We start from the raw sequence: 23,124 nt of genomic DNA, 5'->3' as shown, positions 1-23,124 counted from the left end.
GCGGAGCAAGGCCTGTGCCATGTGCTCAAAAAATGGCACATGACTTGCTGGGCCGCGATGAAAAAACGGGGATTTCACATGCCGGCCGCCACGCTCACCATCAGCAGCAAGAACTACTCCTCCTGGTCGCTTCGCGGCTGGCTGATGATGAAGCTCTCGGGCGCGCCTTTCGAAGAGGTTGCGGTCGATCCGGACGATGCGAGGGCGCGCGAGGAAATCCTGCTCCTCTCGCCCTCCATCCTCGTGCCGAGCCTGACTTATGACGGTTTTCGCGTCTGGGACACGCTGGCGATCGGCGAGTTCCTCAACGAGATCGCGCCACAAGCGAGGCTCCTGCCGGACGACCGCCTGAACCGCGCGCGCTGCCGCTCGATCTGCGGCGAGCTGCATTCGGGCTTCAACGCGCTGCGCTCGGCGCTGCCGATGAATCTCAAAGGGCATTACCCGAACTTCAAGGTCTGGTCCAAGGCGCAGGGCGATATCGCCCGCGTGACGCAAATCTGGCGCGAATGCCTTGAGACGAGCGGCGGCCCCTGGCTTTTCGGCGAGATCTCCATGGCCGACGCCATGTATGCGCCGGTGGCGACGCGTTTCCGCACTTATGACGTCGCGCTCGACGACGTTTCGCAAGCCTATTGCAACCGGATCTTCCAATGGCCCGCCATGCAGGAATGGATCGAGGCCGCGAAGATGGAGAAGGAAGAGATTGAGGAGCTGGAGGTGGAGTTTTAGGGTTCCCGCCGCGCGCCTCCCTTTCCGCGCAAGCGGACAAAGGGAAAAGGCGGGCGCCGCCCGGAACAGCCCAACGCCAACGCAGTTTTCTCCGCGCGTGTAGCGGAGAACACCCATGGCCATGGATCAGGCTTCGAACGCCCGGGGCAGGGCGGCGCAGGCGCCTTCGGACATACCGGCGCCCGGCTGGAAGGACGTCTTCGCGCGCGTCTATGAGAACATGTCCGAGCACCGCATTCTCGCCATCGCCGCGGGCGTGACGTTCTACGCGCTGCTCGCGATCTTTCCCGCCATCGCCGCCTTCGTCGCGCTTTACGGACTCGTCGCCGATCCGGCGACGATCGGCGCGCATCTCAACGCCCTTTCGGGATTTCTCCCCACAGAGGGCCTGTCGGTCATCGGCGACCAGATCCATCGCGTCGCGGCCCAGGGCGGCGCGAAGCTCGGCGCGGCGTCGATCGTCGGCCTGCTCGTGTCGCTTTGGAGCGCCAACGCCGGAATGAAGGCGATCTTCGACGCGCTGAACGTCGTCTACCAGGAGAAAGAGAAGCGCGGGTTCATCAAGCTCAACGCCGTGTCTCTCGCCTTCACGGTGGCCGGCATGGCGGTCATCGCGATTTCGCTCGGCGCCATGGTCGTTCTGCCGCGGGCGCTTGAGGCGCTGCATCTCCCGGCCGGGGTTGAGACATGGGCGTCTTGGCTGCGCTGGCCGATTTTGCTTATCGTCGTCGCGCTCGCCGTCTCCGCCGTCTATCGCTACGGCCCGAGCCGCGACGAACCGCAATGGAAGTGGGTGAGCTGGGGCGGCGCCTTTGCGGCGGTCTCCTGGTTGATCGCCTCTCTGCTCTTCTCCTGGTACGCCGCCAATCTTGGCAGGTTCAACGAAACCTATGGTTCTCTTGGCGCGGCGATCGGCTTCATGCTCTGGATGTGGGTGTCATCGATCGTGTTGCTGACCGGCGCCGAGCTCAACGCCGAGATGGAGCATCAGACGGTGAAGGATACGACGAGCGGCCAGCCGCGCCCGATGGGCGGGCGCGGCGCGACGATGGCGGATACGATCGGGCCGTCGCGGTCCTGATCAGCCCCACCAGAAGATTGTGGCGATGATGACGTAAAGCCCGATCAGCGCCGCGCCGTCGACCATGTCGGACTGCCCGTCCACCGTGACGACCGTGACCACCATGACCGAGAGGAACATGGCGGCGGCGAGGATGGGCGGGATGACGAGCGTGAAGGCCGCGCCGCCCATGCTGAAGCTCACGAGAATGAGGATGGGCACGACGACGACCGCGACCTGAAGCGCGCTGGTCAGCACGACGCTCACCGCGAGGTCCGACTTGCCGGCGGCGGCGAGGCGGACGCCCACGACGTTCTCGATGGCGTTGCCGGCGATGGCGACGACGACGAGGCCGGCGAAGGTCTGGCTGATGCCGGCGGCGTCGATGGCGGGCTCCAGCGCCTCGACGAACCAGTCCGAAACGAGCACAGCGCCGGCCGCGCAGACGAGCAGAACGGCGATCCCGGTCCATAGCGGCCAGGCATGGGCGCGCGCATGGGCTTCGGCCGGCACGGCCCGCTGTCCCTGGTCGAGCATCGCCTTGGTGAGGACGGTGAAGACGAGAAGGAGGACGACCGCGCATATGACGGCGAGGTCCTGTTCATGCGAGGCCGCCGGCAGGTGCAACTCATTCGCCAGGGTCGGCAGGACCAGCGCCGAAACGGCGAGGAGAAGCAGCGACGCGATCATGCGCGGAGTCTGGCTTTCGAAATGCAGGACGCCATGCCGCCAGCCGCCGACGACGAAAGCGAGGCCCAGCACCAGCAGGACGTTGGCCAGGATCGAACCGATCAGCGACGCCTGCACCACCGTCACGAGGCCGGCCTGCAGCGAGAAGATGCAGACGAAAAGTTCGGGCAGGCTGCCCACTGCGGATTGCACAAGCCCGGTCGCCGAGGGGCTCAGATGGTTGCCGACCTGGTCGGTCGCCTCGCCGATCACATGGGCGACGCCGGCCAGCGCCAGGGCGCAGGCCAAAAAGCTCGGGATCGGCCCCACATGCATGAAATGCGCGCCGCCCGCGACGCCCACCAGCGCCGCGGAGGCGCCCATGACAATCATTTCCTTACGATTAATCGCCGCCACGGAGTCGGTCCTTTCGAAGAATGACGAATCGATTATAGCCGAGGCGATGGCGAGGCGCGCGCTTCCGGCTCAGGTTTGCGCAGGGCGCTCAATGTGTGAGATTTTGCGCGACGTTTGGTGAACGGACCGCGCCCACGCGGCTGATTGGGCGGAATGGGCGGGTTCGCGCGAGGTGATCTTTATGCTGAACATCCTGCTTCGAGTCGCGGGGCTTGCCGCCGCGCTTTCCGCGGCGGCCCCGGCGTCGGCCGGCTCTCAGCCTTTCTCCTGCCGGCTGCGTAAAACCGTTGCCCCCCTGCCGGAGCTCGACACATTCAGCGGTTACCGATGGATCGAATGCCGTGTGGTCGGCATGGAGGTCGCGGAGGTCGCCGGCGTCGCCGTCAACAAGGGCAATTGCCAGTCCTTCGATTACTGGTACGCGGGCCGCACTTTCGTTGCGGGCGAAACGATCAATATCCCTTACGCCTGCATAAGTCCGGTAAGCGTGGCGATTCAGGCGAACGGCGTTATCGCCACGATGCGCCTGCGTTAGGATGTCGAGCACTCGCGGAGAACCCATGCGCTATCTGATTCTGATCGCCGGTCTGGCGGCCCTCGCCGCCTGCAACAGCGCGTCGAACGCGAGGAAGGAGGCCGATCAGGAATATGCGGTCGGCTCTTATGAGCAATCCATGAAGGCCTATCAGCTTTGCGCCGAGCAAAATCCCGGCAATCCCGAGAAATGCAGCGCGCTGTCGCGCGTGATGGACGCCGACCGGAAGCGGTACGACAAGGAAGCTCCGGGTTTTTGAGGCGGATCGCGGATGCTGGCCAGGCGCATGAGCGTCGCATTGCGGCTGCGCGACGCAGTCCGGTTCAGTTGAATCATGTGAAATCTGATCGTCGCTCAAGATCGGCAAGTGCGGACAAAAGCTAAATATAAGTAGTTTCACGCACAACGCCGTTGAACTTCTGGCTCCGGTCATTTACGAAGGCCCGATTATATATTTTAATTGCCTCCGGGGCGCTTGAGGTTTGAATTCATGGATGACAGGCGAGCCGATCAGCTTTGGGTCGCCAATTGGGCCGTCGACGCTGATGGGCGCGCTTCCTGCGCCGACCCGTTCTGGCGTCAGTTTACTGGTCAGGGCGCCGCGCAAACGCAAGACGCCTGGATCGACGCCGCTCACCCGGACGACCGTGCGAGAATCAGCGCGGCCTGGAAGACCGCCTTTCGCCGTCGGGAGCCTTATCGGCTTGAATTTCGCTTGCGCCGGTTTGACGGCGTCTATCGCCGGGTGCTGGCCGCCGGGGCGCCGCGCGTTCACGAAGACGGTTCTTTCCAAGGCTATATCGGTTCGCTCGTCGACATGGAAACAAGCCGGCGGGCCGAGGAAACCCTGCGCGAGAGCGACCGCCGCATGCGCCTTGCGCAGGACGCGGCCCATGCCGGCGCGTGTGAGGCCGACCGGCGCAACGACGAGTTCATCGCCGCTCTGGCGCACGAATTGCGCAATCCGCTCGCGCCGATCCACAATGGCGTGCATGTGCTGAAGGCGGCGGCTCGCCGGCGCGACGACAATGCCGACGCGCCCGTGCTGGACATGATGGAGCGTCAGGTTCGCCAACTCGTGCGGCTCGTCGATGACCTTCTCGAAATCGCACGCATCGCCAGCGGCAAGATCGAGTTGCGAAAGGAGCCGGCCGCCCTTTCGACAGTCCTGCGTAGCGCCCTGGCGATCAGCCGGCCTTTCATCGAGCGCGCAAGGCATCGCGTCGTGCTGAGCGCGCCACACGAATTGCTGCGCGTTTATGGCGATCCGGTCCGCCTTTCACAGGCGTTCTCAAATCTCGTCAGCAACGCCGCGAAATACGCGCCGCCCGGCGGCCGCATCGAAATACACGTCGAATCGCGCGCCCCCGACGTCCTCGTGACCGTTCGCGACAATGGCTGCGGCCTCCGGCCGGAAACGCCGTCCGACGTCTTCGAACTCTTCGCGCAATTCAAGAGCCAGCGTGAAGGAGGGCTCGGCATTGGCCTCGCGCTGGCGCGCAAGCTCGTCGAACTGCACGGGGGCGCGATCGAGGCGAAGAGCGCAGAATTCGTCGTGCGCCTGCCGCTCCTCGCGGACGACGACGACGGCGCCGGGCTCGGCGCGAGCGCCGCCTCGGCTCCTCGGGGGCCTAAGAAGGCGCTGGTCGTCGATGACGATCACGATGTCGCGGATACGCTCGCGCTCCTGCTCGAAAGCCTCGGGGCGACCGTCCGCGTCGCGTATGGCGGCGAGGCGGGGACGCGCGAAGCGCTCCGGTTCGATCCCGACGTCGTCTTTCTGGATCTCGGCATGCCTGGGCAGGACGGGTTCGAGACCGCGCGGCGGATCCGCAACGCCGAAAACGGCCGAAGGAAAACTTTGATCGCCTTATCGGGGTGGGGACAGGAGGAGGATCGCAAGAGATCGAAAGAAGCGGGGTTCGACGCGCATCTGACGAAGCCCGCGTCGATCGAATCCCTGCGCGCGTTTTTGCTTGAATAGGCAAGCGCGCAGCGCCGTCCGTCAGATCACCGCGATCGCCAGATAGCAGAATTCGGCGCCCGCTTTCCCCTCTACGTCGGGAAGAACGCCGAGAAAATCGCCGTTTCCGTCCCGCATGGTCGGCACGTCCCATCGCATCGTATGGATCGCCCATTGGGCCGTGGCGTCGAACCAGACCCAGCCGGAATTGCCGACCTCATTGGTCGAGTAGGCGAGGGCGAAGCGCGCTTTATCGGCGTTGGCCGCGCGCGCGACGATCTTGACGACGATGTGGCGCCCGCTCGCCTGAGCTTCGACCGCGTCCGGAAGGCGAATGCTGTAACCACCGGTATTGCCGAAGGAATACGCATCAGCCCCGCCATTGGACAAACGCAGATAAGGAAGCCCGCCCTTCGTTTGCCCTTTCAGCACGGCAATCTCCGGAGGGACGGCGAAAGGCTCGAAGTCTCGATCGAAGGCGCAAAAGAAAGCGACCTCCTTTTCAAGCCATGTGCGTTTCGCCGCCATGCCCGATTCCTGCGCCATCGCGAAAGCCTCCCCGCCTGCCCCAATTCGATAACGGGCAGATAACCGCGCAATTACAAAAAATCATTATGATTTATATGCTTGGCGGCGTGCGCGTGCAAAATCGGTCCCGGAGAGGCGGTTTGGCGGAATTTCCCGGCGTCCCGGGATCGCCTGATTTTTATTTTCTCAGCGTGAGCGTTCCCGAATCGACCGTGAAGCGTGAGAGCTTGGAAAGGAACGACATTCCCAGCAGGCTGTTCGTCAGCGCTCCCGGGAGAGCGACATAGGCGTCGACGTCATGGATCGTGATTTCGCCGACGCGCACGTGGCGAAGCTTTGCGCGCGCCACGCGAGCCAAGCCGTTTGCAGTGCTGGTCGAATGCTTGAATTCGGCTGCGTCGGGAGAAAAACCGGCCGCCGCGGCGTCCCGAGAGGTTAGAACGACAAAAGTCGCGCCGGTGTCGATCAAAACCCTGGAAATGCGCGCGCCGTCGATCTCCGCCTCCGTCCAGAAATGCCCGGCGGAATCCGCCTTGATCTGAAGGGGCATACGGATCACGGACGGCGCGGGTCTGCGTTGGTCGACGTCTACGCCGCGCGCAGGCCTGTCATAGGGGGCTGTCCGTCCCTGGGGCGCCGCAGGCTCCAGGGGGTGGACAGGCGAAGGCGGCTGAGCGGGCGCGTTCCCCGAATGATCGGCGGAGCCCGTTATGTCGCACTGGGCTGAGTCCGGCGGACAGCTTATTTGGCGGCCTTGTTTTTGGTCTCGAGGGGCGGCGCCGGCTCCGCCGGCAAGAAGCGCGCAAGCGATAGACAGGACGATCCTGCGACGCATACGTAATTCCTTTTTGAAAGACTTCCGCGGACTTGCTTCAGCTTAAGCATTCTGGACGCACCTGACGATTTGAACCATCGGGAGCCCGGGCGATCAACAAGCAAGGGACCGATCATCCGCCGCCGCTGGAGAATGCCGGATAGCGCCGGCGTGGGAGAGCCCGCCGAGCGACAGCGTCGCGCACATGCCGCAACCTTCAGAGCGAAGCTGCATTATCGTGAATATCGGCGGTCAGGAGGAGGCCCACATGAAGGAAATTCTTTTCCATCTTTCGGATCTTGCATGCGATGTTTATCACGCCGCCGCTTTGCTGAGCGCAGCCAGAGAATTATGCGCCCTGCGGTCGGACCCCTACACGGCGGGCCTCGTTATGATTCCTGTGCTCGGCTTCGCGTTCCTGCTCGGCTATCTAATGCTTGATCGTTTTCTTCGCGTATGAGCGGGTGATTGTGCGGCTGCGCCTTTGACCGCTTTTGGCGGCCGCCCACGCCTTCCGCAGCCGGGCGTTCTCCGCGTCAAGTTCTCCGAAGAAGGTCGCGGACAATCCCCGCCGACTTTTCGCCCAGCTTATCGGGAAAATATTGGCGCAAGCCGCCGCCCGATTAAGGGTTCGCTGTTAATACGTTGATTTTCCTGGCGCTCCCTAGGGGACTCGAACCCCTGTTTTCGCCGTGAGAGGGCGACGTCCTAGACCGCTAGACGAAGGGAGCGGGGAGCCGCTCTATAGACCGGCGGGGGCGTCTCGGCAAGGGCCTAAATATATGCTGCGGCTTCGCAGGGCTTTTGCGGAACGCCCTGTGGGCGAAGCCCCGCTTTCGCGCCGCTTTTCGGCGTGATAGCCAACGGGCCGGCATTTTTGGAATCCAGGACATGACCCAGACGCTCTCAAAAGAAGCGACCGAGGCCCAGACGCTTCAAGCGTCGCTCTCCGTTCTCGGGCGCGCCGCCCGCCGGGCCGCGCGCGCGGTCGCCCTGGCGCGGAGCGCCGCCAAGAACAAGGCGCTGCGCGCCGCCGCCACGGAAATCCGGAGCCGGAAAGAAGCCATTCTCGCCGCGAACGCGCTGGATGTGGCGGACGCCAAGGCGCGGGGAACGGCCGGCTCCTTCATCGACCGGCTCACGCTCAACGCCAGCCGCGTCGAAGCCATCGCGCAGGGCGTGGAGGAAATCGCCGAACTGCCCGATCCGGTCGGCCGGCTGCTTGCGCGATTCGAGCGCCCCAACGGTCTCGTCATCGAGCGCGTCTCGACGCCGCTCGGCGTCATCGGCGTGATTTATGAAAGCCGCCCCAATGTGACGGCCGACGCCGGGGCCTTGTGCCTCAAGGCGGGCAACGCCGCGATTCTGCGCGGCGGCTCGGAGAGCCTGCGGTCGTCGCGCGCCATCCACGCCTGCCTCGTCGTCGGATTGAAGGCCGCGGGGCTGCCCGAGGCGGCGATTTCGCTCATCGACACGGCCGACCGCGCCGCCGTCGGCGCCATGCTCGCCGGGCTCGACGGCAATATCGACGTCATCGTGCCGCGCGGCGGCAAGAGCCTCGTCGCGCGCGTGCAGCATGAGGCGCGCGTGCCGGTCTTCGCACATCTTGAAGGCGTCGTGCATGTCTATGTGCACAAGGACGCGGATCTCGGCATGGCCAAGCGCCTTGTCCTCAACGCCAAGATGCGCCGCACCGGCATTTGCGGCGCGGCCGAGACGCTGCTGGTCGACCGCGGCTGCGCGGGAACGCATCTCGCGCCGCTCGTCGCCATGCTGATCGACGCGGGCTGCGAAGTGCGCGGCGACGCCGCGACGCAGGCCGTCGACGCGCGGGTGAGGCCCGCAGCGGAGGAAGACTGGCGCGCGGAATATCTCGACGCCATCATCGCCGCGAAAGTGGTGGACGGGCTCGATGCGGCGATCGAGCATATCGAGACCTACGGCTCGCATCACACAGACTGCATCGTCACGAAGGACGACGCAGCCGCGCAGCGCTTCATGTCCGAGGTCGACTCGGCGATCGTGCTGCACAACGCCTCCACGCAATTCGCGGACGGCGGAGAATTCGGCTTCGGGGCCGAGATCGGCATCGCCACGGGTCGCATGCATGCGCGCGGGCCGGTGGGCGTGGAGCAACTCACCTCGTTCAAATACAGGGTTCATGGCGCGGGGCAGGTGAGGGGATGAGCGCGCCCGCGTGACCGGCCCCGTCAAGCTCCCGCCGCACCATCCGGGCATGCGCATCGGGCTCTTCGGCGGCTCTTTCGATCCGCCGCATGAGGGCCATGCGCTGGTGTCGCATATCGCGCTGAGGCGGCTCCGGCTCGACCGGTTGTGGTGGCTCGTCTCGCCCGGCAATCCATTGAAGGATACGACCCGGCTCGCCTCGCTCGACGCCCGCATGGCGGCGGCGCGCGACGTCGCGCAGGATCCGCGCATTGTCGTGACCGGACTCGAGGCGGAAATCGGCGCGCGCTATACGGCGGACGCGCTGCGATTTTTGCACGCCCGCTGCCCCGGCTCGCGCTTCGTGTGGATCATGGGCGCCGACAATCTCCTGCAGTTCCACCGCTGGCGGGACTGGGAAGAAATCCTGCGCACGACCCCCGTCGCCGTGATCGACCGGCCGGGCGCGACGTTGAAAGCCGCCGGCGCAAAGGCGGCGCTCCGGTTTCCGGGCGCGCGCCTGGATGAACGGGACGCGCCGCTGCTCGCGACGGCGACGCCGCCGGCCTTCGTTTATCTGCATGGGCCGCGCAGCCCGTCTTCGTCGACGGAGCTGCGCCGCAGGGCGGGGCGGGGCTAGCCGCGCGCCCCTACTTCTTGTCGAATAGCGGGATGATCCAGCGCTTATAGGCCCAGAAGCTTGCCGGGATGCCGATGAAGATGGCGACCCACATCAGCAGAGAATTGTCCGTGGCGTTCTCGTAGAAGCTGCCTCCTTCATGGACGGACTGCGTGTAGGGGTTGCGCACGAAGAGCGTCAGCAGGAACGAGCCGACGACGATCGCGCCGACAATGTAGAAGAAGCTCTTGGGGATGAGCAGCACCGGCGGCTGGTTTCGGCCCGGCTGTTTATTCTCGTGGCCCTCATCTTTCGGTTCGTCATCGGTCATTGCCGTCTCCTGCGCGTTTTCCTGGACCCAATATGGGGCATGCGGCGTGGTTGCGCCACAGAACTCCGCCCGGGCTTTCCCAACACATAAGCGCTCCCGAACCCGGTCGCAGCGGGTTTTCTCGCCAATGAGCCGCCAATTACGTAGCCGAACCGTAGACGTCGTATGCGTCGGCGCGCTCGACCTTGATCGACACGACGTCGCCTGGCCGCAGCGGGCGGCGGGATTCGACGAAGGCCGAGCCGTCGATCTCCGGCGCGTCGGCTTTGGTGCGGCCCTTGGCGAGGGCGCCGGAGGGGCCGCCGCCAGCCTCGTCGATGATGACGTGAAGGCGCTTGCCGATCTTGCGCTTCATGAGCCGCGCGCTGACCTGCTGCTGCTTCTCCATGAAGCGCTTCCAGCGGTTCTCCTTCACTTCGTCCGGCACGGGGGCGAGGCCAAGGTCATTGGCCGGGGCGCCGGCGACCGGCTCATATTTGAAGGCGCCGGCGCGGTCGATTTCCGCTTCGTCGAGCCATTGCAGCAGCGTCTCGAAATCCTCCTCCGTCTCGCCGGGAAAGCCGACAATGAAGGTCGAGCGCAAGGCAAGGTCGGGGCAGGCGTCGCGCCAGCTCTTGATGCGCGCCAGCGTCTTTTCTTCGTTGGCGGGGCGCTTCATGGCCCTGAGCACGTTCGGCGCCGCGTGCTGGAAGGGGATGTCGAGATAGGGCAGCACCTTGCCCGCCGCCATCAGCGCAATGACCTCGTCCACATGCGGATAGGGATAGACGTAATGCAGGCGCACCCAGGCGCCGAGCTCGCCGAGCTCTTTTGCGAGATCGAGGAAGCGCGTACGCACGTTGCGGTCGCGAAACGGACTTTCGGCGTAGCGCAGATCGCGGCCATAGGCGCTCGTATCCTGCGAGATGACGAGCAATTCCTTCACGCCGGCGCGAACGAGTTTCTCCGCCTCGCGCAGCACGTCGGCCGCCGGACGCGAGACCAGCGGGCCGCGCAGATGCGGAATGATGCAGAAGGAGCAGCTATTGTCGCAGCCTTCCGAGATTTTCAGATAAGCGTAATGGCGCGGCGTGAGCTTGACGCCCTGCTCGGGCACGAGGTCGAGGAAAGGATCGTGCGCGGGCGCAACGGCGCGATGCACGGCCTCCACCACGGTCTCATATTGCTGCGGGCCGGTGATGGCGAGAACGTCGGGGAACCGCGCGCTGATGGCTTCGGGCTCGGCGCCCATGCAGCCGGTGACGATGACCTTGCCGTTTTCGGCGAGCGCGGCGCCGATGGCTTCGAGCGACTCCGCCTTGGCGCTGTCGAGAAAGCCGCAGGTGTTGACGACGACGACGTCCGCGCCTTCATGGCGCCGCGCGAGTTCGTAACCCTCGGCGCGGAGCCTTGTGACGATGCGCTCGCTGTCGACGAGCGCTTTGGGGCAGCCGAGCGAAACGAAGGAAACGCGCGGGGCGGCGGTCGGCTTCTGGTCTTCCTGCATCGCGCCCGATTGCCATGGCGTGACGCGGAAGGCAATCGGAACGGATGGACTTAGGCCGTGAGGGCGCCGACGAGGGCGTAAAGGGCGACGGCGGCGAAAACGAGGGCGTGAACCATGGACGCAAACTCCTACTGGCGCGCGGGGGAGGGCGCGGCGGGGGCAAGAATTCTCGGAAGCGGAGGAACCGTCGGCGCTCGCCGTCGGCCTCCCGTTAATAGTTTCCTACCCCTTAAAAATTGGTTTCAATTGGAGGGAATCGGGCGGCCGAAAAAGCGGCGCCGGAGGGCCTTCCCAGCGCGATCCCGCTAATAACGCGTTTTAAAACATTGGCTTATGAGCGGTGGAAAAAACGGTTTGCGCTTCGTGGCCGCGACACTATGAATAGCTCCGACGGAGCCAGCCCGCGCCACACGCGCGCCCGGGCTCGTTAACGCCCGTCATGGCGTCAAGCCGACGCCGGCCTTTCAGGAAGACCTCGACCTTGCCGAATTCCATTGTTCTCGGAACAGGTTCCTATGCGCCCGAGCGCATTCTCACAAACGCCGATCTCGAGAAAATGGTCGCCACCAATGGCGAATGGATCGTCAGCCGCACCGGCATCATGGAGCGCCATGTCGCCGCCGACCATGAGGCGACCTCCGACCTCGCCGCCAAGGCCGGCCGCAAGGCGCTGGAATTCGCCGGCGTGGACCCGCAGACCGTCGACATGATCGTCGTCTGCACGGTCACCGGCGACACGCCGACGCCTTCCTGCGCGGCCTATGTTCAGCATCTTCTGGGCGCGACCAACGCTTTCTGCTTCGATCTCGGCGCCGCCTGCGCCGGCTCGCTCTACGGCCTCACCGTCGTCGACCAGTTCATCCGCAGCGGCATGGCCAGGCGCGCCCTCGTCATCGGCGCGGAGACGCTGACCCGCTTCGTGGACTGGACCAATCGCGAAACCTGCGTGCTCTTCGGCGACGCCGCCGGCGCCATTCTGGTCGGCGCGACGGAGGAAGAGGGGCGCGGCCTTCTCGCCACGACGCTGCGGACGGACGGGTCGATGACAGGCATCCTCGGTATTCCCGGCGGCGGCAGCCGGCGGCCGCTCACGGAAGAGGTGCTGGCTGAAAAGGCCAACAAGATCAAGATGCGCGGCCGCGAAGTCTACAAGGTTGCGACCCGCCTTCTGCCCGAGGTCGTGGCGGATGCGCTCGCCAGGGCGGGGCTCGCCCCCGGCGACGTCGACCATGTGATCTGCCATCAGGCCAATCAGCGCATCATCGAGTCCGCGCTCGACAATCTCGGCGTGCCCCGCGAGAAATGCTGGATCAATATCGACCGCTACGGCAACACGTCGAGCGCATCGATGCCGATCTCGCTGGATGAGGCGAGCCGCGCCGGCAAGCTCAGAAAGGGCGATGTGATCGCCATGATGGCGATCGGGGCCGGGATGACCTGGGGCGGGGCGGTGCTGCGCTGGTGATGGCCCGAAGACGGCCGACCGAGCGGAAGGGTCGGGATCCATACGACATATACGCCGCCGCAACGCGGACCCCGTGGAGGAGAGACTAGGGGGCGCGTTGGTTGAGAAAAGCGTGGCGGGGCGATTATTTGCGGCCTCGTTTCGCGGACTTTCCAAGCAAGTTCGATCAAATCCGCCGTACTGCGCGGACCGCGCTAGCCCTTTAGTTCCGACTAGTGTAGGCATTTTGGCCGATCGAGGGACGCATGAGCACGGACGCAGACGGTAAAAAGCGCGGCATGTTCGCCCGCCTCTTCGGCAGGGGCGGCGAGGAGACCCAGACCGCGGCGCCGCAGCCCGAGGCTCATGAGGCTCAAGAGGGGGATGAGGCCCCCAAGCGTTCCTGGTGGCAACGGCTGACGGGCGGCCTCGCCCGGACCTCGCAGGCGATCAGCCAGGGCGTCGCCGACATTTTCACCAAGCGCAAGCTGGATGCGCTGACCCTCGAGGAGCTGGAGGACGTGCTGCTGCGCGCCGATCTGGGCGTGGGCGCGTCGTCGCGCATCACGCAGGCGGTCGGCAAGGCGCGTTACGAAAGAGACATCGCGCCCGACGAAGTGCGCGCCATCCTGGCCCGCGAGGTCGAGGCGGTTCTCGAGCCCGTCGCCAAGCCCTTCGAGATCGACGAGACGAGGAGGCCCTTCATCATCCTGGTCGTGGGCGTCAACGGCTCCGGCAAGACGACCACCATCGCGAAGCTCGCCTCCAAATGGACGGGCGAGGGCAAGAAGGTCGTGCTCGCGGCGGGCGACACGTTCCGCGCCGCCGCCGTCGAGCAGCTCAAGATCTGGGGGGCGCGCTTCGATTCCGAGGTCGTCGCCGGCAAGGAAGGGGCGGACGCCGCCGGCCTCGCCTTCGACGCCATCAAGCGCGCCAGGGAAACCGACGCCGACATTCTGCTCATGGACACGGCGGGGCGCTTGCAGAACCGCGCCGAATTAATGGCCGAGCTTGAAAAGATCGTCCGCGTGATGAAGAAGGCCGAGGCCGACGCGCCGCACGCCGTACTTCTGGTGCTCGACGCCACAGTCGGCCAGAACGCGCTCCAGCAGGTCGAAATTTTCGGCCGCGTCGCGGGCGTGACCGGCCTCGTGATGACCAAGCTCGACGGCACGGCGCGCGGCGGCATTCTCGTCGCCATCGCCGAGGCCTATGGCCTGCCGATCCATTTTATCGGCGTGGGCGAAGGGCAGGACGATCTCGAACCCTTTACCGCCCGCGACTTCGCCCGCGCGATCGCGGGCCTGGACAACGACACGGAAGCGCCGGAGGCGGCGCCGGAAAGCTGACGGCATGACGCAGGAACAGACGACCCAGACCAAGCCTTTGGCGCAGCCGGCCGGGCGGAAGAAGAAGCTTGATCCCTGGCTGAAAATCGCCCTGGAGCTCGGACCGCTCATCGTGTTCTTCGTCGTGAACGGCAAGTTCGGCATCTTCTACGCCACCGGCGTGCTGATGGCCGGCGTGGTCCTCACCCTCGCCGTTTCCTGGGCGATCACCAAGCACCTGCCGGCCATGCCGGTCGTCACCGCCATACTGGTGCTCGTCTTCGGCGGCCTCACGGTGTTTCTGCAGAACGAAACTTTCATCAAGCTGAAAGTCACGATCCTCTATTCCATGTTCGGGGCTGCGCTTATCGGGGCGCTCTATTTCGGCAAGCTGTTGCTGCCGATCGTCTTCGACATGGCGATCCACATTTCCGACGCGGGCTGGCGCAAGCTGACCTGGCGCTGGGGCCTGTTCTTCTTCTTCCTCGCCGGATTGAACGAGGTCGTGCGGCGCGTCCTCACGACGGACGACTGGGTGAATTTCAAGGTCTTCGGCATTCTGCCGCTGACGATCCTTTTTGCCGTCGCCCAGGCGCCGCTCATCATGAAGCATGAAATCCCGGCCGAGGACGAGGACAGCGAGTCGCATTTCTAACGCTCGGGCCCAGGCGGCGGTCGTCGACTCGCAACCGCGTCGGATTGTGCTAGCCTCTCTCCGGTTGATTAAGCCGAGGCCGCTCGGCTCAAAGGGAGTGAGCACATGCGCTATTTCCTCGCCGCGATCCTTGCTTGCGCCGTCGGCGCGCCGGCGGCGTCCGCGCTGCCGGCCGTGAGCCACGGCGCCCTCTCGCTGTCGAAGGGCGATGGGGTCCTGCAAGTCGCGAAGCGCAGCGCCAGCAAGCCGCAAGCGAAAAAGACCAAAAGCGGCGGCGGCGCCAGCAGCGGCATTCATCCGCTCGTCGGCAGCGGGGGGTATTGACCGCGTTGCAGGCAAGAACTTTGCGCCGCGGCGCGTTTTGGCGCCCATGGGCGCATGCGCGCGAGCTGCAGGCCTTCAGCCTGACGCCCTTGCGAGGCCGGGCGGCGGCAACTTGTCGTTCATCATTAATATTCATCTGGCTCTAACCAAGTATTCTTAGCCTTTCCTAATTGATAACCACGAAAAATGCTTAGCATTTACCGTAAAAATTAGCCGTATATGATGGCGGTCGTCGTCAATCGCGCGGACCCCAAGCAAATCCGCGCGCAGTAGCGGTTTTCCTCATGTCTAAGCCCGTGTTTTTTCGGCTCTCGGCCTCGGTCGCCTTTGCGGCGCTTCTTCTTGGTTCGGCTCACGCCAATCCTGTCATCTCGGCCGCGCCGGGCTATGGCGGCTATTATCAGCAGCAGAGTCCGCTGGGCGGCGGGCTGATCGAGGCGCTGGTCGGCGAGCCGGGACCGGTGCGCTACGCCGCCCCGCCAGCGCATCCGCAGCCGGGCGCGCATTACGCCGCCTACGCCCCGCAGCCGGGCGGCGTTCAGCGCGCGATCGATCCAATGTATATGCGCGCGGAAGTTGATTATAGCGGTTCCGAGGCGCCCGGCACGATCGTCGTCGATACGCCCAACAAGTTCCTCTACCTCGTGCATGGGCGGGGGAAGGCGACGCGCTATGGCATCGGCGTGGGCCGGCCCGGCTTCGAATGGTCGGGCGTGAAGACCGTCAGCCGCAAGGCCGAGTGGCCGGACTGGACGCCGCCGTCCGAAATGCTGGCGCGCCGTCCCGATCTGCCGCGCCACATGGAGGGCGGCCCCGCCAATCCGCTTGGCGCCCGCGCAATGTATCTCGGCAATTCGCTCTACCGCATCCACGGCACCAACGAGCCGCATACGATCGGCCAGAACGTCTCTTCCGGCTGCATCCGCATGATGAATGACGACGTGGTGGACCTATATAATCGCGTGCCCGTGGGCACACGCGTGGTCGTACGCTGACAAGCGGACGCAAAGCCCGACGCGCCGGTTGCAAAAGCCGGCGCTTCGGGCGATAGCTGGATTGCGGTCATTGCCGAAGAGTTTCTTCCTTGCCGAGTCTTCTCCGCTTCCTCGCCATCGTCGCAGCCGTCGTCGCGCTTGTTTACGGCGCCATGGTCGCCGTCGTCTCTTTCGTGACGCCCCAGCCGCGCGAGATGAGCTACACGATCCCGGCGCAGCGTCTCAACAAATGAGACGCGCCATGAGCGGCGGCGCCCGACGCCAGCTCGACGCTTTCCTCGACATGCTCGCTGCGGAGCGGGGGGCCGCGCTCAACACGCAGGACGCCTATCGCCGCGACCTGTCCGACTATATCTCCTTCCTGAAACATGCAGGCTGCGGCCCCGGCGACGTGACGACCGACGGCCTGCGCGCCTATCTCGCCGATCTCGACACGCGCGGCATGTCGAGCGCGACCGTAGCGCGGCGCGTCTCGGCGCTCCGTCAGTTTCACAAGTTTCTCTATGTCGACCGTCATCGCGCCGACGACCCCGCCGCCGCGCTTGAGGGGCCACGAATGGTCAGGAGCGCGCCGGGCGTCATGTCGGTCGACGAGGTCGACCGTCTGCTCGCCACGGCGCGCGAGGGAATCGACGACGAAAAGCGGCCGCTGCGCGAGCGGCTGAAGGCGGCGCGTCTCTTCGCGCTGCTGGAGACGCTCTACGCGACCGGGCTGCGCGTCTCGGAGCTGGTGTCGCTGCCGAAAAGCGCGGCGCGGGCGCGCGACCCCTTCATCACGGTGAAGGGAAAGGGCGGGCGCGAGCGCCTGACGCCGCTGACCGACGGCGCCCGGCATGCGCTCGCCGACTACCGCAAGCTGCTCGAAGCGGCGTCGCCCGGCCTCGCCGAAGGGCCTTTTCTTTTTCCCGCCGACAGCGAAAGCGGCCATCTGACCCGCCAAGCCTTCGCGCGCGAACTCAAGACGCTGGCCGTCGCGGCGGGGCTCTCGGCGTCGCAGGTCCATCCGCATGCGCTCCGCCACGCCTTTGCGAGCCATCTCCTGCAAAATGGCGCGGATCTGCGGGTCGTGCAGGAGCTTCTGGGGCATGCGGACATATCGACGACGCAAATCTATACGCATGTTCTCGACGAGCGGATGCGCGCCATGGTTCGCGACCTGCACCCGTTGTCGGATTCCCACTAGTCGATTGCCGTATACCATTTGCTAACGTAAGGTCCGGTCGGACGTCATCGTAAAAACGGGCGAAGGAAATGGCTGTTAATACAACCAGGGGCTTCAGGCCCGACCAGGAAAACGTCGTTTATGTCGGCGCGGGCGTCACGCTGAAGGGCGAGATTTCCGTTCCTGATCTGATCGTCGTCGACGGCACGGTGGAAGGCGACGTCACGGCGCGAGTCGTCAGCGTCGGCCAGAGCGGGGTGATCCGCGGCAATATCAGTGCGACCGAGGCCGACATCAGCGGCTGGATTACCGATCGCATCGAAATAAGGCAGCTTTTGCTCGTCCGCTCCACCGGGCGCGTCGAGGGCCGCGTCACCTATGGCGAGATCGAGCTGGAGAAAGGCGCCGTCGTCACCGGCGATCTGTCGGCCGCCGACGAATACGGCGCCGTCGCCAAGCCGGTCGCGCAAGACAAGGCCGCTGCGCAGGAACGTCGTGAGATCGCCGCCCCACCGCCCGCCGCCAGGAGCGGCAATTCGCTCGATCGCCTGAACGAAGCCGTCCGTGCGGCCAGGAGCGGCGTCGGGAAGCCGGCCGTCTATCTCGCGGCGGAGAGCGAGCCCCAGCGGCTCAATATCCTGCGCACGCCAATATCGAGCCGCCGCGTCTCCGCCTGACCGGCGACGGCGCCGATGCGCAAATTCCCTCTTCCCACGAGCGGGGAGAGGGGGCGACAGACCCAAAGCGACAAAAGACGGACGGAGCCTCCCGCGAGAGGCGCGCGCTTTTGTCTTGATCCTTGGAGAGAGTGCCTCGGGACCCCGCGCCGCGGGCGGCGGCCGCCTTATGTAATGGCCGTCGAGTAATGCGTCGGAGTTCATGTCATGGCCGAGTCGGCGCGCACCTTCTGGAAGGGGCATCTGCGCCTCGCCCTCGTGTCCATCCCCGTCCGGCTGGTCGCGGCGGAAAAGGCCGAGTCCGAGATCCGTTTTCATCAGGTTGATCGCAACTCCAAGCAGCGGATCCGCTACCAGAAGGTCGCGCCCGGAAAAGGCGCGGTGAAAAAGGAGGACATCGTCCTCGGCTACGAGGTCGAGCCCGGCAATTACGTTTTCATGGAAGACGAGGAACTGGATTCTCTGAAGCTCTCCTCGCGCCACACGATCGAGCTCTCGCAATTCGTCGATGCGGACGAGATCGAGCCGCTCTATTTCAACCGGCCCTATTACGTGCTGCCCGACGGCGAGGTCGCCGAGGAAGGCTATCGCGTGCTGCGCGACGCGCTTTGGGCGAAGCATAAAGTCGGCATCGGCCAGCTCACGCTGAGGGGGCGCGAGCATCTCGTCGCGCTTTTTCCGATGGGCGAGGGACAGGGGCTCGTGCTCGACACGCTGCGCTATGAAAGCGAGCTGAAAAGCGCCGACGAAATTTTCTCTTCCATCGGGCGCGAAAAGCCGCGGGAAGACATGGTGCAGATGGCGGAGGATTTGATCGAGCAGCGCAGCGAGCCTTTCGACGCCGCCAAGTTCCGCAACCATTACGCCGAGGCGCTGCGCGATCTCGTGAAGGCGAAGCTCGGTCGCAGAGAGACCGTCCCTGTGGAAGAGCATGCCGAGCCCGGCGCCAAAGTGCTCGACTTCATGGAGGCGCTGAAGCGTTCGGTCGCGGCGAGCGGGGGCGGCGAGGCGCCGCCGGAGCCGCCGAAAAAGCGCAGGGCGCCCGCGAAGAAGGCGGCTTCCTCAAAATCTTCGAAAACGTCGAAGGCGCCAGCGCGCCGAAGGGCATAAGACATGCCGGCGCGCGCCAGGAAGGACGACGGCGCGCTCGTCGCCTATCGCGCCAAGCGCGATTTCGCCGTCACGCCGGAGCCGCAGGGCGGCGTTTCGCATGGCGGCGCGCCGCGCCTCGTGTTGCAACGCCATTTCGCCCGGAGAGAGCATTTCGACTTGCGACTCGAAATGGACGGCGTGTTGAAAAGCTGGGCCGTCACGCGCGGCCCCTCGTCAAATCCCGCCGACCGTCGTCTCGCCGTGCGCACGGAGGATCACCCGCTCGATTACGGCGACTTCGAAGGACTGATCCCCAAGGGTGAATATGGCGGCGGCACGGTGATGTTGTGGGAGGATTCGACCTACGTCCCGCAGAACGGCGATCCGCTGATCGCGCTGGAGAAGGGCGAAATCAAATTCCTCGCCCAAGGCGAGCGCATGAAGGGCGGCTACGTGCTCGTGCGTATGAAGACGCGCGACAAGGGCGAGAACTGGCTGCTCATCAAGGAGCGCGACGCTTTCGCGGATGCGGACGCCAATCTTGCCGAGCGTTTTCAAACCAGCGTCGCGACGGGGCGCACGCGCGAGGAGATCGAGCGGGGCGCCAAGGCCAGGCGCCGCAAGGCGCCCGCCGCCCGCGCCAAGGCCGCCTACTGGTCGGACAAGCCGATCGCCAGCGCGCCGACGCCGGATTTCATTCCGCCGCAGCTTTGCGAAACCGCCGAAACGCCGCCTCCGGGCGCCGAATGGATTTTCGAGCTCAAATATGACGGCTACCGCCTCGAACTTGCGACGGGCTCCGGGGGCGCCGTCGTTTACACGCGCACCGGGCTTGATTGGACGAACCGCTTCCCCGGTCTCGCGCGCGCGGCCTTCGCGCTTCCCTGCCGCAACGCGCTCATTGACGGCGAGGCGGTGGTCTTCGACGAGAAAGGCCTGCCGGATTTCGCGATGCTCGTCTCGGCGCTCGAAGCCGGGCGCAGCGAACGCGTGGCGTTCATCGCTTTCGATCTGCTCGTGCTCGACGAGGAGGATTTGCGGCGCGAGCCGCTCCGCGAACGCAAGGAACGCCTGAAGAAGCTGCTCGCCGGGACCGACGGCGTCATTCGCTATGGCGACTATATAGAAGGCGGCGGCGCCTCCGTCTTTCGAGAGGCGACGCGGGCCGGCGCGGAGGGCATTGTCGCCAAGCGAGCCGACCGGCCCTATCGCAGCGGACGCTTTTCGGATTGGCTCAAGATCAAGGGCGATTTCCGCGAGGATGTGTTGATCGTCGGCTACCGCCCGTCTGAAAAAGGCGAGTCCTTCGCCTCCCTCGTCGCGGCGAAGGAAACGCCCGAGGGCCTGCGTTATATCGGCCGCATCGGCACGGGCTATGACGCGCGCACCCGCCGGACGCTCGAACCCCTGCTTGCGAAGCGCGCAAAAGGAAAGAACGCGCCCAAGCTTCTCGCGGCGGATAAGATGCCGAAGGGCTTGACCCTCATAGAGACGCCCTTTCCGGCGGAAGTGCGCTTCGGCGGCTGGACCGTGGACGGCCAGTTGCGGCAGGCGCGCTTTCTGGGAGTGCGCGAAGATATGAAGGCGAAACAAGTGGCCGAGCAAACGCAGGCGCCCAAGCTCTCCCGCATCACCCATGCGAGCCGTGTCGTCTATCCGGCGGACGGAATCACCAAGGGCGAGGTCGCGGACTATTACGATCGCATCGAGTCCCGCATGGCGCCGCATCTTCTGGACCGGCCTGTCAGCCTGTTGCGCGCGCCGGAGAATATCGAGGAGCTTTTCTTCCAGCGTCATCCGCTCAAGGGCATGGCCCGGGGCATATTGACGGTCGAAAACGAAGACGAGCCCTATATGGCGCTCGACGGCGCGCTCGGCCTGCATACGGCCGCGCAATTCGGCGCCATCGAAATCCATGGCTGGATGTCGCTTGCGAGCGATCTCGACCGGCCGGACCGGATGGTCTTCGATCTCGATCCCGGCGAAGATCTGCCGTTCCACGAGGTCTGCAAAGCGGCGGCGGACATTCGCGATTATCTCAAGGAGATCGGCTTGCGATCATGGCCGCTCATCACGGGCGGCAAGGGAATCCACGTTGTTCTGCCGCTCGACCGCTCGCTGACTTACGCCGATACGGAAGTCTTCGCGGCGGGCTTTGCGCGCGGCCTCGCGCGTCAGGAGCCCAGCCGCTTCGTCGCCAATATGAGCAAGCGCAAACGGACGGGGCGCATCTATATCGACTGGCTGCGCAACAAGAAGACGGCCACGGCGATCCTGCCGTGGTCCTTGCGCGCGCGTCCCGGCGCGACGGTGGCGACGCCCTTGTCATGGAAGGCGCTGGCGGACGTTGAAAACGCCGCGGCCTTCGATATTCGCACGGCGGAGAAGGTCGAAGACGGATGGAAGGATTTCTTCGCGACGCGCCAAGCCATCGCGCCGGGCGCCGTCGCCTTCATGCGCGCCGATAATCGTTGAAGCCCGGACCCAGGCCTTACACAGCGTCAACCCTCAAGCGTATTTCGGGGTCCATTTCTCCAAAGTCCAAGAGCAAGCGGCAAATTGCCGGAGCTACCCGACGAGCCGCTTCTTGAGCACATTGTAAAGCAGCGTCACGACCGCGCCGGTGACGCCGCCGCCCACCGCCTGCCCGAGCAGAACGCCGAGATCGAAACCGCCGCCGCCGCTCGCCGCGCTTGCGAGGGAGGGGATGATGGCGCTGAGAATCTGTCCGCCGAGCCCGCCGCCAACGGCGCCGCTGATGAGATCGCCGAGCGCATTGTCGCTTTTCGTGGCTTTGCCGGCTGCTTTGCCGCCGAGCGCCCCGGCGACGACCTGAACGAGAATATCGGTGATCGACATGAAAACGCGCTCCAGAAAAAGGGCGGCTCTTCCGGATAAGCATTCGGCTCGCGTTTTGGTTCCCTTGAAGCGTCAGGCCGCCAAGGATTAGGCCGCCAGGTCCGCCACCACCGCGTCGAGCACGGGAAAGCCCTCGGAGCTGACGCGCAGACGGTTCTCTCGCGTGATCTCGACCAGCCCGTCTCCGATCAATTCGCTGATGCGCGACTGCGAGAGCTTCTTGCCGGTAAGAAGGAAATAACGCTGCGGATCAATGCCTTCGCGCAGGCGCAGGCCCATCAGCAGGAACTCGTCGCCTTCCTGCTCCGAATTGAGCAGCTCGTCCTCGACGAGGCCATGGCCCTCCGTCTCGACGCAGGTCAGCCACATCTCCGGATGTTTCTCGGTCGCCTGCGCGCGCCGGCCGCGCGTGGTGATGATGCGCCCATGCGCGCCGGGGCCGACGCCCGCATATTCGCCATAGCGCCAATAGACGAGATTGTGCCGGCATTCGGCGCCGGGACGCGCGTGGTTCGAGACCTCGTAAGACGGCAGGTTATGGCGGGCCGTGATTTCCTGCGTGACGTCCCACAGCGCGCGCTGCGTGTCCGTGTCGGGGATCGTCATCTTCCCCGTATTCACCATGCGCTCGAACAGCGTATCGGGCTCGATGGTGAGCTGATAGAGCGACACATGCTCCGGCGCGCGCGCCAGAGCGAGGTCCAGTTCCTTGCGCCACGCCGCAGCCGTCTGTCCCGCGCGGCCATAGATCAGATCGAAGGAGACGCGCTCGAAAACGTTCGTCGCAATGTCGAGCGCCATCAGCGACTCGGCGACCGTGTGCTGGCGGCCGAGCGCCTTGAGGTCGATGTCGTTCAGCGCCTGCAGGCCGAGCGAGACGCGATTGACGCCAGCAATCCTGAAGCCCTTGAAGCGCGACGCCTCGACGCTCGTCGGATTGGCTTCGAGCGTGACCTCCACGTCCTTCGCCATGTTCCAGCGTTTGGCGATTTCGTCGAGAATGGCTTCGACCGTCGATGGCGACATCAGCGATGGCGTGCCGCCGCCGAAGAACACCGAGCGGACTTCGCGTCCGGGCGCGAGCTTGGCGCGATGGGCGATCTCCGCCGCGAAGGCTTCGACGAAGCGATCCTCGTCCACGTCGCCACGGCGGACATGGCTGTTGAAGTCGCAATAGGGGCATTTCGAGAGGCAGAACGGCCAGTGGACGTAAACGCCGAAGCCCGGGTCGAAAGCATTTCGAATCGTCGCCATGTCCCCTTATGGCA

The 23,124-nt window shown here is 65.0% G+C and carries 25 protein-coding genes and 1 tRNA gene; 18 read left to right on the top strand and 8 right to left on the bottom strand.

Going from position 1 to position 23,124, the window contains the following annotated elements; genetic code table 11:
• The first annotated feature begins 78 nt into the window (after window positions 1–78).
• Together ACNHKD_RS15135 and ACNHKD_RS15130 are read left to right on the top strand one after the other, a co-directional pair.
• Complete coding sequence (locus tag ACNHKD_RS15135; protein ID WP_442754309.1) at window positions 79–732, top strand: glutathione S-transferase family protein; 654 nt, start codon at window positions 79–81, stop codon at window positions 730–732.
• A gap of 115 nt (window positions 733–847) precedes the next feature.
• Complete coding sequence (locus tag ACNHKD_RS15130; protein ID WP_442754308.1) at window positions 848–1,813, top strand: YihY/virulence factor BrkB family protein; 966 nt, start codon at window positions 848–850, stop codon at window positions 1,811–1,813.
• Here the strand turns inward: ACNHKD_RS15130 and ACNHKD_RS15125 are convergent, their stop codons facing one another.
• Window positions 1,814–2,845, bottom strand: coding sequence for a sodium:proton exchanger (locus tag ACNHKD_RS15125; RefSeq protein WP_442754307.1), 1,032 nt, complete (start codon window positions 2,843–2,845; stop codon window positions 1,814–1,816).
• Between the two features lie 214 nt (window positions 2,846–3,059).
• Between ACNHKD_RS15125 and ACNHKD_RS15120 the strand changes: the two genes are divergently transcribed.
• The 3 genes from ACNHKD_RS15120 (at window position 3,060) to ACNHKD_RS15110 (ending at window position 5,397) form a co-directional block, all read left to right on the top strand.
• Window positions 3,060–3,413 (top strand): hypothetical protein, encoded by a 354-nt coding sequence (locus tag ACNHKD_RS15120; RefSeq protein ID WP_442754306.1) that lies wholly within the window; start codon window positions 3,060–3,062, stop codon window positions 3,411–3,413.
• 25 nt (window positions 3,414–3,438) lie between these two features.
• Window positions 3,439–3,672, top strand: a complete 234-nt coding sequence (locus tag ACNHKD_RS15115) for a hypothetical protein (RefSeq protein ID WP_442754305.1) — start codon at window positions 3,439–3,441, stop codon at window positions 3,670–3,672.
• A 231-nt stretch (window positions 3,673–3,903) separates the two neighbouring features.
• Window positions 3,904–5,397 carry an ATP-binding protein gene (locus ACNHKD_RS15110; RefSeq protein WP_442754304.1) on the top strand — a complete coding sequence of 498 codons (1,494 nt, stop codon included), beginning with the start codon at window positions 3,904–3,906 and terminating at the stop codon, window positions 5,395–5,397.
• A 21-nt stretch (window positions 5,398–5,418) separates the two neighbouring features.
• Here the strand turns inward: ACNHKD_RS15110 and ACNHKD_RS15105 are convergent, their stop codons facing one another.
• A complete protein-coding gene (locus tag ACNHKD_RS15105; RefSeq protein WP_442754303.1) occupies window positions 5,419–5,922 on the bottom strand; it encodes a hypothetical protein in 504 nt (167 codons plus the stop codon).
• Between the two features lie 160 nt (window positions 5,923–6,082).
• A complete protein-coding gene (locus tag ACNHKD_RS15100; RefSeq protein ID WP_442756911.1) occupies window positions 6,083–6,454 on the bottom strand; it encodes a retropepsin-like aspartic protease family protein in 372 nt (123 codons plus the stop codon).
• A 532-nt stretch (window positions 6,455–6,986) separates the two neighbouring features.
• Here ACNHKD_RS15100 and ACNHKD_RS15095 point away from each other — a divergent pair.
• Window positions 6,987–7,178: a hypothetical protein gene (locus tag ACNHKD_RS15095; protein WP_442754302.1), complete on the top strand. Its 192-nt coding sequence runs from the start codon at window positions 6,987–6,989 to the stop codon at window positions 7,176–7,178.
• A 195-nt stretch (window positions 7,179–7,373) separates the two neighbouring features.
• On the opposite strand, the gene ACNHKD_RS15090 is transcribed toward ACNHKD_RS15095, so the two are convergent.
• Window positions 7,374–7,449: transfer RNA gene (locus tag ACNHKD_RS15090), tRNA-Glu, on the bottom strand.
• A 160-nt stretch (window positions 7,450–7,609) separates the two neighbouring features.
• On the opposite strand from ACNHKD_RS15090, the gene ACNHKD_RS15085 reads away from it, so the two are divergent.
• Both ACNHKD_RS15085 and ACNHKD_RS15080 read left to right on the top strand, forming a co-directional pair.
• The gene (locus ACNHKD_RS15085; protein WP_442754301.1) at window positions 7,610–8,905 is read left to right on the top strand and encodes a glutamate-5-semialdehyde dehydrogenase; all 1,296 of its coding nucleotides are present in this window, start codon (window positions 7,610–7,612) and stop codon (window positions 8,903–8,905) included.
• A 49-nt stretch (window positions 8,906–8,954) separates the two neighbouring features.
• Window positions 8,955–9,524, top strand: a complete 570-nt coding sequence (locus ACNHKD_RS15080; RefSeq protein WP_442756910.1) for a nicotinate-nucleotide adenylyltransferase — start codon at window positions 8,955–8,957, stop codon at window positions 9,522–9,524.
• Window positions 9,525–9,534: 10 nt separating this feature from the next.
• Here the strand turns inward: ACNHKD_RS15080 and ACNHKD_RS15075 are convergent, their stop codons facing one another.
• The gene (locus ACNHKD_RS15075) at window positions 9,535–9,834 is read right to left on the bottom strand and encodes a hypothetical protein (protein ID WP_442754300.1); all 300 of its coding nucleotides are present in this window, start codon (window positions 9,832–9,834) and stop codon (window positions 9,535–9,537) included.
• Window positions 9,835–9,973: 139 nt separating this feature from the next.
• Window positions 9,974–11,320 carry a 30S ribosomal protein S12 methylthiotransferase RimO gene (gene rimO / locus ACNHKD_RS15070; RefSeq protein WP_442754299.1) on the bottom strand — a complete coding sequence of 449 codons (1,347 nt, stop codon included), beginning with the start codon at window positions 11,318–11,320 and terminating at the stop codon, window positions 9,974–9,976.
• 481 nt (window positions 11,321–11,801) lie between these two features.
• On the opposite strand from rimO, the gene ACNHKD_RS15065 reads away from it, so the two are divergent.
• The 10 genes from ACNHKD_RS15065 to ligD all read left to right on the top strand — a co-directional run bounded on the left by ACNHKD_RS15065 (window position 11,802) and on the right by ligD (window position 21,472).
• Window positions 11,802–12,785, top strand: coding sequence for a beta-ketoacyl-ACP synthase III (locus ACNHKD_RS15065; RefSeq protein ID WP_442754298.1), 984 nt, complete (start codon window positions 11,802–11,804; stop codon window positions 12,783–12,785).
• A gap of 245 nt (window positions 12,786–13,030) precedes the next feature.
• Window positions 13,031–14,113: a signal recognition particle-docking protein FtsY gene (gene ftsY / locus ACNHKD_RS15060; protein WP_442754297.1), complete on the top strand. Its 1,083-nt coding sequence runs from the start codon at window positions 13,031–13,033 to the stop codon at window positions 14,111–14,113.
• 4 nt (window positions 14,114–14,117) lie between these two features.
• Window positions 14,118–14,747: a septation protein A gene (locus ACNHKD_RS15055; protein WP_442754296.1), complete on the top strand. Its 630-nt coding sequence runs from the start codon at window positions 14,118–14,120 to the stop codon at window positions 14,745–14,747.
• Window positions 14,748–14,852: 105 nt separating this feature from the next.
• Window positions 14,853–15,071, top strand: coding sequence for a hypothetical protein (locus ACNHKD_RS15050; RefSeq protein WP_442754295.1), 219 nt, complete (start codon window positions 14,853–14,855; stop codon window positions 15,069–15,071).
• A 284-nt stretch (window positions 15,072–15,355) separates the two neighbouring features.
• A complete protein-coding gene (locus ACNHKD_RS15045; RefSeq protein WP_442754294.1) occupies window positions 15,356–16,066 on the top strand; it encodes a L,D-transpeptidase in 711 nt (236 codons plus the stop codon).
• Between the two features lie 89 nt (window positions 16,067–16,155).
• Window positions 16,156–16,299 carry an oxidoreductase gene (locus ACNHKD_RS15040; protein WP_442754293.1) on the top strand — a complete coding sequence of 48 codons (144 nt, stop codon included), beginning with the start codon at window positions 16,156–16,158 and terminating at the stop codon, window positions 16,297–16,299.
• Between the two features lie 8 nt (window positions 16,300–16,307).
• Window positions 16,308–17,249 (top strand): tyrosine recombinase, encoded by a 942-nt coding sequence (locus ACNHKD_RS15035; protein ID WP_442754292.1) that lies wholly within the window; start codon window positions 16,308–16,310, stop codon window positions 17,247–17,249.
• 68 nt (window positions 17,250–17,317) lie between these two features.
• Window positions 17,318–17,905 (top strand): bactofilin family protein, encoded by a 588-nt coding sequence (locus ACNHKD_RS15030; RefSeq protein WP_442754291.1) that lies wholly within the window; start codon window positions 17,318–17,320, stop codon window positions 17,903–17,905.
• Between the two features lie 207 nt (window positions 17,906–18,112).
• The gene (gene ku / locus ACNHKD_RS15025) at window positions 18,113–19,015 is read left to right on the top strand and encodes a non-homologous end joining protein Ku (protein ID WP_442754290.1); all 903 of its coding nucleotides are present in this window, start codon (window positions 18,113–18,115) and stop codon (window positions 19,013–19,015) included.
• 3 nt (window positions 19,016–19,018) lie between these two features.
• On the top strand, window positions 19,019–21,472 hold the full coding sequence (gene ligD / locus ACNHKD_RS15020) for a DNA ligase D (RefSeq protein WP_442754289.1): 2,454 nt from the start codon (window positions 19,019–19,021) through the stop codon (window positions 21,470–21,472).
• A 93-nt stretch (window positions 21,473–21,565) separates the two neighbouring features.
• Here the strand turns inward: ligD and ACNHKD_RS15015 are convergent, their stop codons facing one another.
• Window positions 21,566–21,856, bottom strand: a complete 291-nt coding sequence (locus ACNHKD_RS15015) for a hypothetical protein (protein WP_442754288.1) — start codon at window positions 21,854–21,856, stop codon at window positions 21,566–21,568.
• Between the two features lie 87 nt (window positions 21,857–21,943).
• Window positions 21,944–23,110 (bottom strand): radical SAM family heme chaperone HemW, encoded by a 1,167-nt coding sequence (hemW, locus tag ACNHKD_RS15010; protein WP_442754287.1) that lies wholly within the window; start codon window positions 23,108–23,110, stop codon window positions 21,944–21,946.
• Window positions 23,111–23,124: the final 14 nt, after the last annotated feature.

This window comes from Methylocystis sp. JAN1 (assembly GCF_052186135.1).
GTDB lineage: Bacteria > Pseudomonadota > Alphaproteobacteria > Rhizobiales > Beijerinckiaceae > Methylocystis.
This window is presented reverse-complemented; position numbering and strand designations above follow the sequence as displayed.

Bases quoted from the DNA above. Each gene is read 5' to 3' on its own strand.
- ACNHKD_RS15135 (WP_442754309.1), top strand. From the start codon at position 79: ATGCCGGCCGCCACGCTCACCATCAGCAGCAAGAACTACTCCTCCTGG.
- ACNHKD_RS15130 (WP_442754308.1), top strand. From the start codon at position 848: ATGGCCATGGATCAGGCTTCGAACGCCCGGGGCAGGGCGGCGCAGGCG.
- ACNHKD_RS15125 (WP_442754307.1), bottom strand. From the start codon at position 2,845: ATGGGCGCCTCCGCGGCGCTGGTGGGCGTCGCGGGCGGCGCGCATTTC.
- ACNHKD_RS15120 (WP_442754306.1), top strand. From the start codon at position 3,060: ATGCTGAACATCCTGCTTCGAGTCGCGGGGCTTGCCGCCGCGCTTTCC.
- ACNHKD_RS15115 (WP_442754305.1), top strand. From the start codon at position 3,439: ATGCGCTATCTGATTCTGATCGCCGGTCTGGCGGCCCTCGCCGCCTGC.
- ACNHKD_RS15110 (WP_442754304.1), top strand. From the start codon at position 3,904: ATGGATGACAGGCGAGCCGATCAGCTTTGGGTCGCCAATTGGGCCGTC.
- ACNHKD_RS15105 (WP_442754303.1), bottom strand. From the start codon at position 5,922: ATGGCGCAGGAATCGGGCATGGCGGCGAAACGCACATGGCTTGAAAAG.
- ACNHKD_RS15100 (WP_442756911.1), bottom strand. From the start codon at position 6,454: ATGCCCCTTCAGATCAAGGCGGATTCCGCCGGGCATTTCTGGACGGAG.
- ACNHKD_RS15095 (WP_442754302.1), top strand. From the start codon at position 6,987: ATGAAGGAAATTCTTTTCCATCTTTCGGATCTTGCATGCGATGTTTAT.
- ACNHKD_RS15085 (WP_442754301.1), top strand. From the start codon at position 7,610: ATGACCCAGACGCTCTCAAAAGAAGCGACCGAGGCCCAGACGCTTCAA.
- ACNHKD_RS15080 (WP_442756910.1), top strand. From the start codon at position 8,955: ATGCGCATCGGGCTCTTCGGCGGCTCTTTCGATCCGCCGCATGAGGGC.
- ACNHKD_RS15075 (WP_442754300.1), bottom strand. From the start codon at position 9,834: ATGACCGATGACGAACCGAAAGATGAGGGCCACGAGAATAAACAGCCG.
- rimO (WP_442754299.1), bottom strand. From the start codon at position 11,320: ATGCAGGAAGACCAGAAGCCGACCGCCGCCCCGCGCGTTTCCTTCGTT.
- ftsY (WP_442754297.1), top strand. From the start codon at position 13,031: ATGAGCACGGACGCAGACGGTAAAAAGCGCGGCATGTTCGCCCGCCTC.
- ACNHKD_RS15055 (WP_442754296.1), top strand. From the start codon at position 14,118: ATGACGCAGGAACAGACGACCCAGACCAAGCCTTTGGCGCAGCCGGCC.
- ACNHKD_RS15050 (WP_442754295.1), top strand. From the start codon at position 14,853: ATGCGCTATTTCCTCGCCGCGATCCTTGCTTGCGCCGTCGGCGCGCCG.
- ACNHKD_RS15045 (WP_442754294.1), top strand. From the start codon at position 15,356: ATGTCTAAGCCCGTGTTTTTTCGGCTCTCGGCCTCGGTCGCCTTTGCG.
- ACNHKD_RS15035 (WP_442754292.1), top strand. From the start codon at position 16,308: ATGAGCGGCGGCGCCCGACGCCAGCTCGACGCTTTCCTCGACATGCTC.
- ACNHKD_RS15030 (WP_442754291.1), top strand. From the start codon at position 17,318: ATGGCTGTTAATACAACCAGGGGCTTCAGGCCCGACCAGGAAAACGTC.
- ku (WP_442754290.1), top strand. From the start codon at position 18,113: ATGGCCGAGTCGGCGCGCACCTTCTGGAAGGGGCATCTGCGCCTCGCC.
- ligD (WP_442754289.1), top strand. From the start codon at position 19,019: ATGCCGGCGCGCGCCAGGAAGGACGACGGCGCGCTCGTCGCCTATCGC.
- ACNHKD_RS15015 (WP_442754288.1), bottom strand. From the start codon at position 21,856: ATGTCGATCACCGATATTCTCGTTCAGGTCGTCGCCGGGGCGCTCGGC.
- hemW (WP_442754287.1), bottom strand. From the start codon at position 23,110: ATGGCGACGATTCGAAATGCTTTCGACCCGGGCTTCGGCGTTTACGTC.